The organism is Sphingopyxis sp., assembly GCF_016793825.1.
In the GTDB taxonomy this organism is placed as follows: domain Bacteria; phylum Pseudomonadota; class Alphaproteobacteria; order Sphingomonadales; family Sphingomonadaceae; genus Sphingopyxis.
The window spans coordinates 91,666-106,086 of sequence record NZ_JAEULM010000019.1; the positions used below are offsets into that span (position 1 = coordinate 91,666).

At 64.2% G+C, this 14,421-nt stretch carries 13 protein-coding genes; 4 read left to right on the top strand and 9 right to left on the bottom strand.

What is annotated here, in order from left to right; genetic code table 11:
- Nucleotides 1-3: 3 nt before the first annotated feature.
- The 5 genes from odhB to mdh all read right to left on the bottom strand — a co-directional run bounded on the left by odhB (nt 4) and on the right by mdh (nt 6,564).
- Nucleotides 4-1,221 carry a 2-oxoglutarate dehydrogenase complex dihydrolipoyllysine-residue succinyltransferase gene (gene odhB, locus JNM03_RS04735; RefSeq protein WP_294034809.1) on the bottom strand — a complete coding sequence of 406 codons (1,218 nt, stop codon included), beginning with the start codon at nt 1,219-1,221 and terminating at the stop codon, nt 4-6.
- Between the two features lie 93 nt (nt 1,222-1,314).
- Nucleotides 1,315-4,137 (bottom strand): 2-oxoglutarate dehydrogenase E1 component, encoded by a 2,823-nt coding sequence (locus JNM03_RS04740; protein WP_294034811.1) that lies wholly within the window; start codon nt 4,135-4,137, stop codon nt 1,315-1,317.
- An 84-nt stretch (nt 4,138-4,221) separates the two neighbouring features.
- Nucleotides 4,222-5,112 carry a succinate--CoA ligase subunit alpha gene (gene sucD, locus JNM03_RS04745; protein WP_294034813.1) on the bottom strand — a complete coding sequence of 297 codons (891 nt, stop codon included), beginning with the start codon at nt 5,110-5,112 and terminating at the stop codon, nt 4,222-4,224.
- On the bottom strand, nt 5,112-5,636 hold the full coding sequence (locus JNM03_RS04750; protein ID WP_294034815.1) for a hypothetical protein: 525 nt from the start codon (nt 5,634-5,636) through the stop codon (nt 5,112-5,114). Before JNM03_RS04750 ends, sucD begins: the two co-directional genes overlap by 1 nt.
- Nucleotides 5,602-6,564, bottom strand: a complete 963-nt coding sequence (gene mdh / locus JNM03_RS04755) for a malate dehydrogenase (RefSeq protein WP_294034817.1) — start codon at nt 6,562-6,564, stop codon at nt 5,602-5,604. The genes JNM03_RS04750 and mdh overlap by 35 nt, the downstream gene beginning before the upstream one ends.
- Nucleotides 6,565-6,885: 321 nt before the next feature.
- Here mdh and JNM03_RS04760 point away from each other — a divergent pair, with 321 nt between their 5' ends.
- Both JNM03_RS04760 and JNM03_RS04765 read left to right on the top strand, forming a co-directional pair.
- Nucleotides 6,886-7,428: a phosphatase PAP2 family protein gene (locus JNM03_RS04760; protein ID WP_294034834.1), complete on the top strand. Its 543-nt coding sequence runs from the start codon at nt 6,886-6,888 to the stop codon at nt 7,426-7,428.
- 35 nt (nt 7,429-7,463) lie between these two features.
- Nucleotides 7,464-8,507: a hypothetical protein gene (locus tag JNM03_RS04765; protein WP_294034835.1), complete on the top strand. Its 1,044-nt coding sequence runs from the start codon at nt 7,464-7,466 to the stop codon at nt 8,505-8,507.
- Here the strand turns inward: JNM03_RS04765 and zapE are convergent.
- Genes zapE through JNM03_RS04785 form a run of 4 tightly spaced genes read right to left on the bottom strand, consistent with a single transcriptional unit; the run spans nt 8,478 to nt 11,846 of the window.
- Complete coding sequence (gene zapE, locus JNM03_RS04770; protein ID WP_294034836.1) at nt 8,478-9,599, bottom strand: cell division protein ZapE; 1,122 nt, start codon at nt 9,597-9,599, stop codon at nt 8,478-8,480. The two genes, JNM03_RS04765 and zapE, sit on opposite strands and share 30 nt — an antisense overlap.
- On the bottom strand, nt 9,596-10,087 hold the full coding sequence (locus JNM03_RS04775) for a PaaI family thioesterase (protein ID WP_294034837.1): 492 nt from the start codon (nt 10,085-10,087) through the stop codon (nt 9,596-9,598). The genes zapE and JNM03_RS04775 overlap by 4 nt, the downstream gene beginning before the upstream one ends.
- On the bottom strand, nt 10,084-11,064 hold the full coding sequence (locus tag JNM03_RS04780; protein WP_294034838.1) for an MBL fold metallo-hydrolase: 981 nt from the start codon (nt 11,062-11,064) through the stop codon (nt 10,084-10,086). The genes JNM03_RS04775 and JNM03_RS04780 overlap by 4 nt, the downstream gene beginning before the upstream one ends.
- Nucleotides 11,064-11,846: a succinate dehydrogenase iron-sulfur subunit gene (locus JNM03_RS04785; RefSeq protein WP_294034839.1), complete on the bottom strand. Its 783-nt coding sequence runs from the start codon at nt 11,844-11,846 to the stop codon at nt 11,064-11,066. Before JNM03_RS04785 ends, JNM03_RS04780 begins: the two co-directional genes overlap by 1 nt.
- Before the next feature lie 127 nt (nt 11,847-11,973).
- On the opposite strand from JNM03_RS04785, the gene JNM03_RS04790 reads away from it, so the two are divergent.
- Both JNM03_RS04790 and JNM03_RS04795 read left to right on the top strand, forming a co-directional pair.
- A complete protein-coding gene (locus JNM03_RS04790) occupies nt 11,974-13,506 on the top strand; it encodes an oligosaccharide flippase family protein (RefSeq protein WP_294034840.1) in 1,533 nt (510 codons plus the stop codon).
- 170 nt (nt 13,507-13,676) lie between these two features.
- Complete coding sequence (locus JNM03_RS04795; protein ID WP_294034841.1) at nt 13,677-14,417, top strand: isoprenylcysteine carboxylmethyltransferase family protein; 741 nt, start codon at nt 13,677-13,679, stop codon at nt 14,415-14,417.
- Nucleotides 14,418-14,421 lie beyond the last annotated feature (4 nt).

Below are 14,421 nucleotides of genomic sequence, written 5' to 3' on the forward strand. Positions count from 1 at the left end.
TCCTCAGAGATCGATCAGCAACCGCGTGGGATCCTCGATCGCTTCCTTGATCGTCTTCAGGAACGTCACCGCTTCGCGGCCGTCGATCAGGCGATGGTCATAGCTGAGCGCCAGATACATCATCGGACGGATCACGATCTCGCCATTCCGTACGACCGGACGATCCTCGATCCGATGGAGACCGAGCACCGCCGACTGCGGCGGATTGATGATCGGCGTCGACATCAGACCGCCGAACACGCCACCGTTCGAAATGGTGAAGGTACCGCCCGTCATGTCGTCCATCGTGAGCGTACCGTCCTTGGCGCGCTTGCCGAGGTCGGCGATCGCCTTTTCGATATCGGCGAACGACAGGCTGTCGGCATTGCGAACGATCGGCACCACGAGCCCGTTGGGTGCGCTGACGGCGACCGAGACGTCGAGATAGTCGTGATAGACGATTTCATCGCCGTCGATGCGTGCGTTCACCGCCGGGATATCGTGCGCGGCCAGCGCCACCGCCTTGGTGAAAAAGCTCATGAAGCCGAGGCGGACGCCATGCTTCTTTTCAAAGGTTTCGCGATAGCGGTCGCGCGTCGCGATCACCGCCGACATGTCACAGTCGTTGAAGGTGGTGAGCATCGCAGCGGTATCCTGCGCCGCCTTCAACCGCTTGGCGATCGTCTGACGCATGCGCGTCATCTTGACGCGCTCTTCGCGGCGACCCGGCGCGCCGCTCGCGGCCGGTGCGGCGGCGGGCGCTGCGGCCGGGGCCGGAGTCGCAGCCGGCGCGGCGCTGGCGGCGGCCAGGACGTCTTCCTTGGTCAGCCGGCCATCCTTGCCCGTTCCCTGAATCTTCGTCGGATCGACCCCGTGCTCGAGGACAAGGCGGCGAACCGCCGGCGACAGCGTCGTCACCGAATCCTCACTCGCGACCACGGGTGCGGACGCGGCCGCTGCGGGAGCGGGGGCGGCCGAGGCGGCGGCGGCCGGCGCGGCGGCTGCGCCCGCTTCGACCGTCGCGATCACCGCGCCGACATTGACCGTGTCGCCGACACCGGCAAGCTGTTGTCCCAACACGCCCGCCACGGGCGATGGGACTTCGACGGCAACCTTGTCTGTTTCGAGGCTGGCGATCGGCTCATCGAGCGCGACGGCGTCCCCCGGCTTCTTCAACCATTCGCCAATCGTCGCTTCGGTGACACTTTCGCCCAGCGTGGGGACTTTGACTTCGGTGCTCATCGTTTCTTCTCTTTCCGTCTCCCTGCCAAAGCAGAGAGCCATTGTCACATAGTCGGAGATGGGGCGCGGTGGCGCGGTCCCATCTTAAAAAACTCAGGCCTTGTTCTTCGCGCGCCGGATTTCCGCCCGCACCGACAGGCCGAGCGCATCGGCAACGAGCGCCGACTGTTCGGTCTGGTGACGGCTCATCAAGCCGGTCGCCGGCGACGCGGCGGCCGCGCGCCCGGCATAGCGGGGGCGCATCCCCTTGTGCCCCGATGCATTCAGCGCCTCCTCGATGAAGGGTTCGACAAAGAACCAGGCGCCGTTGTTGCGCGGTTCTTCCTGCGCCCAGACGACCTCTTCCAGCTTCGGCATCCGCTTCAGGCGAATGGCGAGCGGTTCGCCCGGGAAGGGATAGATCTGTTCGATCCGGATCACCGTGGTATCGGTCTGTCCCGCCGCGTCGCGCGCCTCCATCAGGTCATAGCCGACCTTGCCCGAACAGAGCACGACACGCCGGACGTCGGCATCGGCCGGCGGCGTCCGGTCGGACATGATGCGGCGAAAATGCGCATCGCCGATGAAGTCCGATCGCTGCGACACCGCGAGCTTGTGACGGAGCAGCGATTTCGGCGTCATGATGATCAGCGGCTTGCGGAACGGTCGCAGCATCTGGCGACGCAGGACGTGGAAATAGTTCGACGGGGTCGAAATATTGCACACCTGGATGTTGTCGCCCGCGCAGAGTTGGAGGAAGCGTTCGAGCCGGGCCGAGCTATGCTCCGGCCCCTGCCCTTCATATCCATGCGGTAGCAGCATCACGAGGCCGTTGGCGCGCAACCACTTGGCCTCGCCCGCAGCGATGAACTGGTCGATCATGATCTGTGCCCCGTTGGCGAAGTCGCCGAACTGCGCTTCCCAGAGCACGAGGCTCTTTGGATCGGCCATCGCATAGCCATATTCGAAGCCCAGCACGCCATATTCGGACAGCGGGCTGTCGAGCACCTCGAACCGACCGTGCGGAACGGTCGTCAGCGGGACATATTTATGCTCGTCCTTCTGGTCGACCCAGACGGCGTGACGCTGACTGAAGGTGCCGCGGCCCGAATCCTGCCCCGACAGCCGGACCTGATAGCCCTCGCTGAGCAGGGTTCCGAAGGCCAGCGATTCCGCCGTTGCCCAATCGAAGATTTCGGTATCGCTCTTGTCCGCAAACATCGCGGCGCGCGCGTCGATCACGCGGCGCAGCGTCTTGTGGACTTCCAGATCGCCGGGGATCGTCGTCAACGTGCGACCGATCGAATCGAACAGCTTGTCCGACACGCCGGTCGCGATGTTGCGGCGGGCGTTTTCGGTGTCGGCGGGGGTGTGCAGCCCCGACCAGCGGCCGGCGAACCAGTCGGCCTTGTTCGGCTTGTAGCTCTTCGCAGCCTCGAAATCGCTTTCGAGGCGCGCCACGAACTCGGAGCGGCGCGCGTCGGCCCAGCCGGCGTCGATCACGCCTTCGCTTTCCAGCTTTGCTGCGCAAAGCTGCGAAACCGGAGGATGCTGGCGGATGACAGCATACATCAGCGGCTGCGTGAACGACGGTTCGTCGCCTTCATTGTGACCGAAACGACGATAGCACCACATGTCGATCACGACATCGCGCTTGAACTTCTGGCGGAAATCGATCGCCAGCTTGCACGCAAAAGTCACCGCCTCGGGATCGTCGCCGTTGACGTGCAGGATCGGCGCCATCACGCCCTTTGCGACATCCGACGGATAGGGCGACGAGCGTGCATATTGCGGGCTGGTCGTGAAACCGATCTGGTTGTTGACGATGAAATGGATACAGCCGCCGGTATTATAGCCACGGATGCCGGAGAAGCCGAGGCATTCCCAGACGATTCCCTGCCCCGCGAAGGCCGCGTCGCCATGGATCAGCACCGGCAGCACCTGCTCATGCTTTTCCAGATCGTCGCGCACCACTTGCTGCGCCCGCACCTTGCCCAGCACGACAGGATCGGCCGCCTCGAGGTGGCTGGGGTTGGGGACGAGCGACATGTGCACCGACACACCGCCGAATTCGCGGTCGGTCGAGGTGCCGAGGTGATATTTGACGTCGCCCGATCCGCCGACGTCGTCGGGGTTCGCGCTGCCGCCCGAAAACTCGTGGAAAATCACCTTATAGGGCTTTGCCATGACATTCGCGAGCATGTTGAGCCGCCCGCGGTGCGCCATGCCATAGACGATTTCCCTCACGCCGTACTGGCCGCCATATTTGATGATGGCTTCCATCGCGGGGATCATGCTTTCGCCGCCGTCGAGACCGAAACGCTTGGTACCGACATATTTGCGCGCGAGGAACTTTTCCCATTCCTCAGCCTCGATCACCTTGTTCAGGATGGCACGTTTGCCCTCGACCGAAAATTCGATGATCTTGTCGGCGCCTTCCATCCGTTCCTGCAGGAACTGGCGTTCGGCGATATCGGCGATGTGCATATATTCGAGACCGACCGCGCCGCAATAATTGGCCTGGAGGATCGCCACGATCTCACGCACCGTCGCCTTTTCGAGGCCGAGCGTGCCGCCAAGCCAGACCGGCCGGTCGAGCGCCGCGCCGGTGAAGCCGTGATATTCGGGGGTCAGGTCGCCGGGAAGCTCGCGCGTGCTGAGGCCAAGCGGGTCGAGCTTCGCGGCAAGGTGTCCGCGGACGCGATAGGTACGGATCAGCATCATCGCGCGGATCGAATCGTCGGCCGCGCGTTCGACCTCGGCGCTCGACAGCGGCGCGCCCGCCCGGGCGGCAGCGGCCTTCACCGCGACCTGCATCTGCTGCGGATCGAGCGCGGCGGTCAGGTCATCGCTGTCGATCGGCGGCCAGTTCTTCGGCGCCCAACTCGGGCCGGCCTGCGGTTCGTCGATGTCGAAGCTTTGTCGTTCGAGGTTCATCTGCTTTTCCACGGGGAGGAAGGAATGGGTATTCTTATATAGGGACGAATGCCCGCCGGCGAAGGATGCCGGCGGGCCAGTCGATCAGACGCGCTCTTTCAAAACGTCGGCCAGCGTCGTGCCGAGTTCCGACGGGCTCGCCGACACCTTGATCCCGGCGGCTTCCATCGCCGCGATCTTGCTTTCGGCGTCGCCCTTGCCGCCCGACACGATCGCGCCGGCATGGCCCATGCGGCGGCCCGGAGGCGCCGTGCGGCCCGCGATGAAGCCGGCCATCGGCTTCTTGCGGCCGCGCTTCGCTTCGTCGATCAGGAACTGCGCCGCCTGTTCCTCGGCATCGCCGCCGATTTCACCGATCATGATGATCGACTTGGTGGCGTCGTCCGCAAGGAAGAGTTCGAGGACGTCGATGAAATTCGTGCCGTTGACCGGGTCGCCGCCGATGCCGACCGCGGTCGTCTGGCCAAGGCCGACGTTGGTGGTCTGGAACACCGCTTCATAGGTCAGCGTACCCGAACGCGAGACGACGCCGACGCTGCCCTTCGAGAAGATGCTGCCGGGCATGATGCCGATCTTGCATTCGCCCGGGGTCAGCACGCCGGGGCAGTTCGGGCCGATCAGGCGCGATTTCGAACCCGACAGCGCGCGCTTCACCTTGACCATGTCCAGCACCGGAATGCCTTCGGTAATCGCCACGATCAGCGGAATCTCGGCATCGATCGCCTCGAGGATCGAGTCCGCGGCGAACGGCGGCGGCACATAGATGACCGACGCGGTCGCGCCGGTCGCATGCTTCGCTTCCTCGACGGTGTTGAACATCGGCAGGCCGATGTGCGTCGTGCCGCCCTTGCCCGGCGTCACGCCGCCGACCATCTGCGTGCCATAAGCGAGCGCCTGTTCGGTGTGGAAGGTGCCCGTGGCACCGGTCATGCCCTGCGTGATGACCTTGGTGTTCTTGTCGATGAGAATGGACATTAATTTACCTCTAGATTGATCAGGATGCCGCCGACATCCGAATTGGGAATGAGCCGAACTTCGTCTTTCGAACCCGCAAAGGACCAGGTGTAGGCGCCCTTCTTGCCAGCCTTCGCCGGCTTGGCCTGAACGCCATCGAACGTATCAATTGCGGCTTTCACGGATTCGGCCTGTCCGGCTCCGCCCTCGATGACGACAAAGCAGCCATACCGGCCCTTCTTACTCGCACGCACAAGATACTCGATCGAACCCTCCTTGAAGGTTCGCATCGGCTCGCCACCGCCATAGGCCGGCAAACTTTGGCCTTCCACGATGCCGGGCCGAGCCGAAATCGCAAAAATCGCCGCATCCTTGCCTTTGCCTCGGGTAGCGAGACAGGTGTCCTTGAACGCCGAAGCCGCCGCCCGGCCGAGGTCGGGCGACGCAACAGTTTCTGCGGATACAGGTGTCGCCAAAACAGCAACAAGCAATCCGGCAGAAATCATCGGCTTAAGCAAGGCTGGGATCCAGCGCCTTGCACGCATCGAGCAGTTCCTTGACCGCATCGACCGAGACCTGCAGGCCCGCCTTGTCAGCGCCATCGAGTTCGATTTCGACGATCTTCTCGACGCCGCCCGCACCGATCTGCACCGGCACGCCGACGTACAGGCCGTCGACGCCGTATTCGCCGTCGACATAGGCGGCGCAGGGCAGGATACGCTTCTGGTCGCCCAGATAGGCTTCGGCCATCGCGATACCCGATGCAGCGGGCGCGTAGAAGGCCGAGCCGGTGCCGAGCAGCGCGACGATCTCGCCGCCGCCGCCGCGGGTGCGCTTGACGATCGCGTCGATCTTCTCTTGCGTCGACAGGCCCATCTTGACGAGGTCGGGAACAGGGATGCCATTGATCGTCGAATAGCGGACGACGGGGACCATCGTGTCGCCATGGCCGCCGAGCACAAAGGTGTTCACATCCTTCACCGACACGGCGAATTCGTCGGCGATGAAGTGGCTGAAGCGTGCCGAATCGAGCACGCCCGCCATACCGACGACCTTGTTGTGCGGGAGGCCGGAGAATTCACGCAGCGCCCAGACCATGGCGTCGAGGGGATTGGTGATGCAGATGACGAAGGCGTCGGGGGCGTTCGCCTTGATGCCTTCGCCGACGGCCTTCATGACTTTCAGGTTGATACCGAGCAGGTCGTCGCGGCTCATGCCCGGCTTGCGGGCGACACCGGCGGTGACGATGATGACGTCGGCGCCCGCGATGTCCTTATAGTCGTTGGTGCCGGTGATCCTGGCATCGAAACCGGCGATCGGGCCGACCTGCGACAGGTCGAGCGCCTTGCCCTGCGGCACGCCTTCGACGACGTCGAACAGGACGACGTCGCCCAGTTCCTTCTGCGCGGCGAGCAGCGCCAGCGTTCCGCCGATATTCCCGGCTCCGATCAATGCGATCTTCTTGCGTCCCATGGCGCGCGGCACTCCCTTCCTGGCAAGCCCGGCAAGTGGTTCACGGATCGGCGCGGGCACGGGCTGAAAGCACCTCGCCGGTCCCAAAGACTGGCGCCGCCACTACGCCGATTCCCTTAAGGAAACAACAGCGAAAAGGACGAAAAATCGGGTTTTTTTGCAAATAGTTCGCAATAGCTATAATCGCCATTTGATATATAGCGGCGGCTGGCAGCGCCCGCATTTGCGGCGTGATCCTCACTAGTTCTTGGCCTGGGCAAAGCGACGCGATATGACTTGGGTACCCAGGAAAGAGGGGATCCTTTTCAGGGAGACCGATCGATGAACAGAATCAGGACGGCCGGCGTCGCCGCGATTCTCGCGCTGAGCGCCGTAACGCCCGCCGAAGCCAGCGAAAAGGGCTGGGACGATGCCGGAACGGTGGCGAAGAACGCATTGATCGTCGCGGCATTCGGCGCCCCCGCCGTGCAGGGCGACTGGGAGGGCGTTCTCGAAGCCGGCGGCAGCATCGGCGGCACGATCCTGATCACCCAAGGCCTCAAGGAAGCCTTCCCGTCGCGTCGCCCGGACGGAAGCGACAACAAGAGTTTCCCCTCGGGCCACACCTCGACCAGCTTCGCGGCGGCTGCGACCCTGCACAACCGGTATGGCTGGGAAGCGGGGCTTCCGGCCTATATCGTCGCATCCTTCGTCGGCCTCAGCCGCGTCGAGGCGAAGAAGCATCGCGTGGGCGACGTCCTCGTTGGCGCCGCCATCGGCACGGCAACCGGTCATCTTGTCACCACCAGGGCGAACGACCGCGTCCACATCTTTCCCTGGGGGGACACGAAGAGCGCCGGCGTGGAGGTGAGTTTTCGCTTTTAACCGTCCCTTATTCCCGTACCTGCTAGCGTCCCGATGTGACGCGGGCGCTCATCAGCTTTGACACCGAACTCTCCGCCGGTCTGTATCAGCGCGGTGCCGATGCGCGCGCCAATTTTGAAAGCTCGATTCTCGGCCGCTGCCGCGACGGCGATTTCGGCATCCTGTTCCAGATGGACATGCTCGAACGCCACGGCCTGACCGGCGTCTATTTCGTCGATCCGATGCCCGCGCTCGTCTATGGTCCGGCAATCATCGACGAGATCGTCCGACCGATCGTCGCGCGCGGACATGAGGTTCAACTGCATCTCCACACCGAATGGCTGGCCTTCGCGAAGTTCAACCCGGTCGGACGGTTGACCGGGCGGAATATCGGCGATTTCCCGCTGGCCGCGCAGAAGCGGCTCATCGGTCTTGCCCGCGACATCCTGACCGGCGCGGGGGCGCCGCGACCGACGGCGTTTCGCGCGGGCAATTTCGGCGCCAACGACGATACGCTGCGCGCGCTGGCCGCGCTCGGTTTCCGGTTCGACAGCAGCTTCAACGCCGCCTATCGCGGGCACGGCTGCGACATTTCGCTCGATGCCGGCGATATCGGCATGCGCGACCATGCCGGCGTTTGCGAGGTGCCGGTCAGCGGCCTGATGGATCGCGCCCACCGCTTTCGTCCGGCTCAGCTCTGCGCCATGTCGGAGGAAGAGATGCGCGATGCGATCGACCATGCGGCCGCAAGCGGAGCGATCCAGTTTTCGGCCTTCAGCCACAGTTTCGAGTTGCTCAGCCGCGATCGCAAGGTGCCGAACCGCCTCGCGATCGCAAGGATGGAGGCATTGTGCCGCGCGGTAGCGGACGATCCGCGCGTGTGCACCGCCGGGTTCGCGGGCCTTCCCGCCCCGACACGCCGCGCGGGCCGGATTCAGGTCGCCGCGCCCCGGCCGCTGCGCACGTTGCGACGGGTCGTCGAACAGGGGGTCGGGCATCTTGCGCACGAAGTGCGCTATGTCCGCGACCTCATCGCCGTGACGGTGAACTCGTCGCGCTGGGGCAAGATCTTAGGCGGCGTCGTGCTGGCCATGGCCTAGCGCCAGATATTCGTCCGACTGCATTTCCGACAGACGGCTTGCCGTGCGCTCGAACTCGAATGCTCCGTCGCCCGCTACATACAGGTCGTCGGGCATCGCGGCCGCACTGGCCAGCAGCTTCACCCGATATTCGTAGAGCGCATCGATCAGCGTCACGAAGCGTGCCGCTTCGTTGCGATTCTCAGGCCCCATGCGCGGAATGCCAACGATGATGACGGCGTGAAAATGCCGCGCGATCGCGAGATAGTCCGACGCACCGCGTGCCTCGGCGCAAAGCCGCTTGAACGAAAACACCGCGACGCCCTTCAGGGCCTTGGGCACATGCAGCGTCCGCCCGCCGCCGACGTCAAGGTCGAGCGTCGGGACATGCGCGCGGTCCTCGGGCGGATAGTCGGTCAGACGGAAGAAGGCGGCGGAAAGCGCCGCGCTCGCGACATCGTCCGCCGGCACGAACCAGCGCGCGCCATCACCGAGGCGATCGCGGCGATAGTCGGTCGGGCCGTTAAGGCTCATCACGTCCAGCCGTTCCTCCACCAGCGCAATGAACGGCAGGAAATGCTCGCGATTGAGCCCATCCTTGTAAAGGTCCGCGGGCGGGCGATTCGAGGTCGCGACCACCGTCACGCCCTTGTCGATCAACGCCGTGAACAGCCGTGAGAGGATCATCGCATCGGCGCTGTTGTTGACAACCATCTCGTCGAACGCGAGGCAGCGGACATTCTCGACCAGCGACGCCGCGACCTGCGGGATCGGATCGCCGCTCTCGCTCTTGCGCACTTCGCGCATCCGGGCATGAACGTCGAGCATGAAGGCGTGAAAATGGACACGCCGTTTCCGTTCGATCTTCAACTGGTCGTAGAACAGGTCCATGAGCATCGACTTGCCGCGCCCGACCGCGCCCCAGAGGTAGACGCCGCGCGGGCTCTCGGGCTTTCGTCCCGCGATGCGCCAGAGCAAACTGCCACGCGGCGGCGATGCTTCCAGTTCTTCCTGCAAACGCGCCAGCCGTTCAGCGGCGCTGCGTTGCTCGGCATCGGGTTTGAGCTCGCCGCCCGCGACGAGCGCGTCATAGGCCGCGAGAACCCCCGTCACTTCTTGCTCGCCTTGCGGATCGTGCCCGCGAACGTCAGCACGATGTGGCGGTCGCCTTCACCCTGCACGACAAGACCACGCAGGAAAATCAGGCGGCCGGTCTCGCGCACCAACTCGACGATCGCATCGAGCGGCTCGCCGATCCGGCCCGCGCCGACGAACTGCGTCGAGAGGTCGAGCGTCACCGAATGGCCGGCATCGAGCGACCCGAACTGGTGCGACGCGGCGAACAGCGCGATATCGACGAGCGCCAGCGTCACTGCGCCGTGCACATTGTCGCCGAGGTTGCTGTGCTTGCGAGTTGGAAGCATCCGGACGCGGGCACGCGGGCGCCCGTCCTCGGTCGGACGCTCGGCGCGTACCGACAATGGTTCGACAAAGGCATTGAATCGGGTCGGATCTTTCAGATTCCAGCTAACCCAGCCATCATCCAATTCTTCGGCGCTGAAATTCTCGCGCCGCTTCGGCTCCTCGATTCCGTCGTTCATGCCCTGCAATATCCGTCCAGTTTCCTCGAGCGAATGAGCTCGCCATAATAGTCGGCCATCGCCCTGGCCCGCGCGGTGTCGTTGCCGATCCATTTCGCAGCGCCAGCCAGCCAGCCGGCCGAACAGCTCTCAAGCGCGCCAACGCCCCGCGCGCAAGCGACAAAGTCGGAAAAGGCACGGTGCCAGATGCCGAAATCGGCGATCGGCATGATCGGACCGTGACCCGGGATGACCTCGACAGCGCCTGAAGCTGCCACCTCGTCGAGCGCCTTCAGCCAGCCTTCGGGGCAAGCGGTGTCCAAAAACGGAGCCGGCACAGTCACCAGATCCCCGACAATCGCGCGCCGTTCGGCCGCGTCATAAATCCAGAGATCGCGTTCGGTCGCTGCATGTTGCGCAATGCGCAGCGACAGCGGGCGTCCGGCGATGGCTATGTCGCGAGACTCGTCGACGACGATATCAGGCCTGAGTTCGTCGCCGCGCGCAATCGTTGCCAGATCGCCCTCGACATCGGGGACCGCACTTGCCGGAATGGCGCCTTCGGCAAGAGCCTTGCGCGACGCTTTCGCGCTCTCCGCGAGGAAACCGGTGAGCGCGCCGTCGATCGCCGACGTGCCATAGACCTTGATAGCCGGAAACGCCGCCTTCAGCGCCAGATTGCCGCTGACATGGTCCAGATGCCAGTGCGTATTGATAATCGCGACCGGCGACATGCCGATCCCGCTGAACCCTTGCCGGATCAGGGAGAGGTGCGCGGCGTGGCGCCCGCTATCGATCAGAAAGGCGCCCTCCGGCCCGTACATAATCAGGCTGTTGCCATCGGGCGAACCGCCCGGCGCAAAGCTGCCGCCGATCAGGAAGGTCGCACCGCCGATGCCATGCGCATAGGTGCGCGGCATCGGGACGCTTTCGACCTTCGGCTCAGCAGCGCAACCGGCAAGCGCCAGCGCGACCAGCGCCAGCCGCCAGCCGCGCATCAGGCCTGCCGCTCGGCTTCCAGCTTCTTGATCTCGGCGATCGCGCGGGCGGGACTCAGACCTTTCGGGCAGGCGTTCGAACAGTTCATGATCGTGTGGCAGCGATAGAGGCGGAAAGGATCTTCCAGCTCGTCGAGGCGTTCGCCGGTATATTCGTCGCGGCTGTCGGCCAGCCAGCGATAGGCCTGCAGCAGGATCGCGGGGCCCAGGAACTTGTCGCTGTTCCACCAGTAGCTGGGACAGCTTGTCGAGCAGCAGGCGCAAAGGATGCACTCGTACAGACCGTCGAGCTTTTCGCGTTCTGCGGGCGACTGAAGGCGTTCCTTGCCGCTGGGCGTCGTCGTCTTGGTCTTGAGCCACGGCTCGATCGACGCATATTGCGCATAGAAATGGGTGAAGTCGGGAACGAGATCCTTGATGACCTCCATGTGGGGCAACGGCGTGATCTGGATGTCACCCTTCAGATCCTCAATCGCGGTCGTGCAGGCCAGGCCGTTCTTGCCGTTCATGTTCATCGAGCAGCTGCCGCAGATTCCCTCACGGCACGAGCGGCGGAAGGTCAGGGTCGAATCCTGCTCACTCTTCATCTTGATCAGCGCGTCGAGCACCATCGGACCGCATTTGTCGGTATCGATCTCGAACGTGTCGAAATAGGGGTTCCTGCCGCTGTCGGGGTTGTAGCGATAGACCTTGAACTTCTTGACGTTCGTCGCGCCCTCGGCCTTGTGGACCGTGCCGCCCTTTTCCGGGCGGCTGTTCTTGGGCAGGCGGAATTCGGCCATGTCGCAGGTTCCCCTATATGCAGTCGCGAGCGGACTAGACCCGATTGAAAGACTCGACAAGGGGGTGATGTTCGCAAATGCGAAAGCCGCTGGCGGGCGGGCGGTCGAACCGCTAGGGGCGCCAAACATGAGCGAAGAGACCGCCCAGCCCACCGTCACCAGCCGCAGCGTCGCGAAGGGGCTTGGCACCACCGTGCTCGCACGACTGGGCGCGGTGGTCGAGATCGTGGCACAGCCGCTGTACGTTCTGATGTTCGGGCTCGCGGGCTATGGACTCTACGCCGTGCTCTGGGCGACGATCAACCTGCTGGAGAATATCTTCGACCTCGGCATGACGAGCGCGATGCAGCGCACTGTGCCGCAATCGGCAAGCGACGCCGAAGCCGCCGCCGCGCTGCGCACGGCGATGCTCTTTGGCGTCGGGCCCTGCCTTGTCGTGGCGGCCCTGATCGCGATCTTTGCGGCCGACCTTGCGCCGTTCCTCAATGTAGCCGCCCACGACCGGCCGGTCGTCGTGCCGGCCATCCAGCTTTTCGTCTGGGCGCTACCCCTGTGGGCGTTCGTCGAGGTCGCGACGTCGGCGATGCGCGCGCGCATGGTGTTCGGCGCCGAAATCCGTCTCCGTATCGTATGGGAACAGATCATGCGGCTGGTGTTCGCAGGCCTGTTCTTCGCAGGCGGGCTTGGACTCAAAGGGCTTTTCATCGCGCATCTCTGCTCGCTGGCGATCACCGCCGCGCTCTGCATCCGCCTGCTCGCCCGCTATTATAATTTCGCCGACCTGTGGCGCGGCGGGCGCGGCAGCGAGATCGAACGCCATACCTTCTGGGCCGGCCTGTCGATCCTGCCGTCGAATATCATCGCGCGGCTGTTTGGCGATGCGCCGGCGCTGATCCTCAACCTGCTGCTGCCCGGCGCCGCCGGGGCGAGCGCATCGGCGCTGTTCACGATCGCACGCAAGCTGTCGAGCGTGGTCCAGCTTGTCCGTATCGCCTTCGTCTATGTGATGGCACCGCTGGCCGCGAGCGCCGAGCGCGAGGACCGCGCGCAGGTCGCCGAAATCTACGCCTATGCCACCCGGCTCATTTCGGCGATCGCGTTGCCGCTCGCCGCGGTCCTCGCGGCGGGAAGTTCGTCGCTGCTCAGCCTGTTCGGTGCGCAGGCGCATATCGCGCAGGGGGCCGTGATCATCCTGCTTTTCGCGCGTGCGCTGGAAGCCGTTCTGGGAATCTCGCAGCCGGTGCTTCAGGTCGTCGCGGCCTTCCGTCACCAGCTTACCGCTGCGATCCTGGGCGTCATCGTCGCGATCGCGGCCGGCTGGCTGATCGTCGGCCGAATGGACGAGCTGACGGGGGTGACGCTGGCGATGTCGATGGGGCTCGTCGTGATGGCGGGCATCCCGATGCTGCAACTTGCGGTCGGCGAACGACTTCATCCCTTCGATCATCAATTTCCGGTGGTGGCGCTGCGCGGACTGATGATTACCCTCGCCGCCGGCGCTCTCGCGCTGCTTGTCAGCCGCCTGCCCGACCCGGTCGCGCTGCCGCTGATCGTCGCCATCGCCGTTGCGGCGATCTGGTCGTCGCTCCGCTTCGCCCTTCCGCACGCCGACCGGGCCTCGCTCGGCAAGACGGGACGGAAACTGAGGCTGATCTCCTGATCCGCCATCGCGGCGAAAGCCGGGATCTTTCCGGCGCGTCGCGCTGACAGGATGAGGTCCCGGCCTGCGCCGCGATGACGACAAGACAGAGGGTCTTATTTTGGCCGCAAACTTTGCTAGAGACGTCGCCACTCAATTTGCCGCACGTGCGGCCAAACAGGCGGAATCCTATGTATCAGCAAGAACTCGCCCGCAGCGGCAAGCGGCTCTTCTTCATTCGCGGCACCTATATCTACATCACCATCGCGATTTCGGTGCTGATCGCGTGGTGCAGCAAGGACTGGGGTCCGTTCCGGACCGCGTCCGGCGACTGCGCCTGGTTCTGGCTGTCGCTTGGCGTCGCGAGCGCCGGCGCGATCGTCCGCGTCTTTACCAGCGGCTGGGCCGCACTCGGCACCTCGGGCCGTGCCAAGGTCGCTGCCGAGGCAAGCGAACTCAACACCACCGGTCCGTACAGCCTTGTGCGCAATCCGCTCTACGTAGGCCGCATCCTGAACTTCACCGGCCTTGCGATGCTGTCGGGAAGCTGGGTGTTCGGCGCAATCGTCTTCCTGCTCGCGATCCTGATCTACGAACGCATCTCGATCTATGAGGAAGAGTATCTGCGTGAGAAATTCGGCGCGGCGCACGCCGAATGGGCGAAGGATGTCCCCGCCCTGCTCCCCCGCCTGCACGGTTGGGTGAAGCCCAAATATCCCTTCTGGTGGAAACGGATGATCTGGCGCGAACAGAACAAGCTGTTCCTGCTGGCGACGACCGTGTTCCTGACCTGGTTCGCCCGCCTCGACTTCAATTTCGACGCGCTGACCCCCGCGCAGTGGAATTGGGTCTACGCCTTCGGCGCACTCGTCGTCGTCCGCTTCATTATCGGGGGGCTGAAGATGATCGGCTTCTTCAAGGAACTGAGCTGAGGCC

Coding starts and splice junctions, on each gene's coding strand:
- odhB (WP_294034809.1), bottom strand. CDS start 1,221: ATGAGCACCGAAGTCAAAGTCCCCACGCTGGGCGAAAGTGTCACCGAA.
- JNM03_RS04740 (WP_294034811.1), bottom strand. CDS start 4,137: ATGAACCTCGAACGACAAAGCTTCGACATCGACGAACCGCAGGCCGGC.
- sucD (WP_294034813.1), bottom strand. CDS start 5,112: ATGTCCATTCTCATCGACAAGAACACCAAGGTCATCACGCAGGGCATG.
- JNM03_RS04750 (WP_294034815.1), bottom strand. CDS start 5,636: ATGCGTGCAAGGCGCTGGATCCCAGCCTTGCTTAAGCCGATGATTTCT.
- mdh (WP_294034817.1), bottom strand. CDS start 6,564: ATGGGACGCAAGAAGATCGCATTGATCGGAGCCGGGAATATCGGCGGA.
- JNM03_RS04760 (WP_294034834.1), top strand. CDS start 6,886: ATGAACAGAATCAGGACGGCCGGCGTCGCCGCGATTCTCGCGCTGAGC.
- JNM03_RS04775 (WP_294034837.1), bottom strand. CDS start 10,087: ATGAACGACGGAATCGAGGAGCCGAAGCGGCGCGAGAATTTCAGCGCC.
- JNM03_RS04780 (WP_294034838.1), bottom strand. CDS start 11,064: ATGCGCGGCTGGCGGCTGGCGCTGGTCGCGCTGGCGCTTGCCGGTTGC.
- JNM03_RS04785 (WP_294034839.1), bottom strand. CDS start 11,846: ATGGCCGAATTCCGCCTGCCCAAGAACAGCCGCCCGGAAAAGGGCGGC.
- JNM03_RS04790 (WP_294034840.1), top strand. CDS start 11,974: ATGAGCGAAGAGACCGCCCAGCCCACCGTCACCAGCCGCAGCGTCGCG.
- JNM03_RS04795 (WP_294034841.1), top strand. CDS start 13,677: ATGTATCAGCAAGAACTCGCCCGCAGCGGCAAGCGGCTCTTCTTCATT.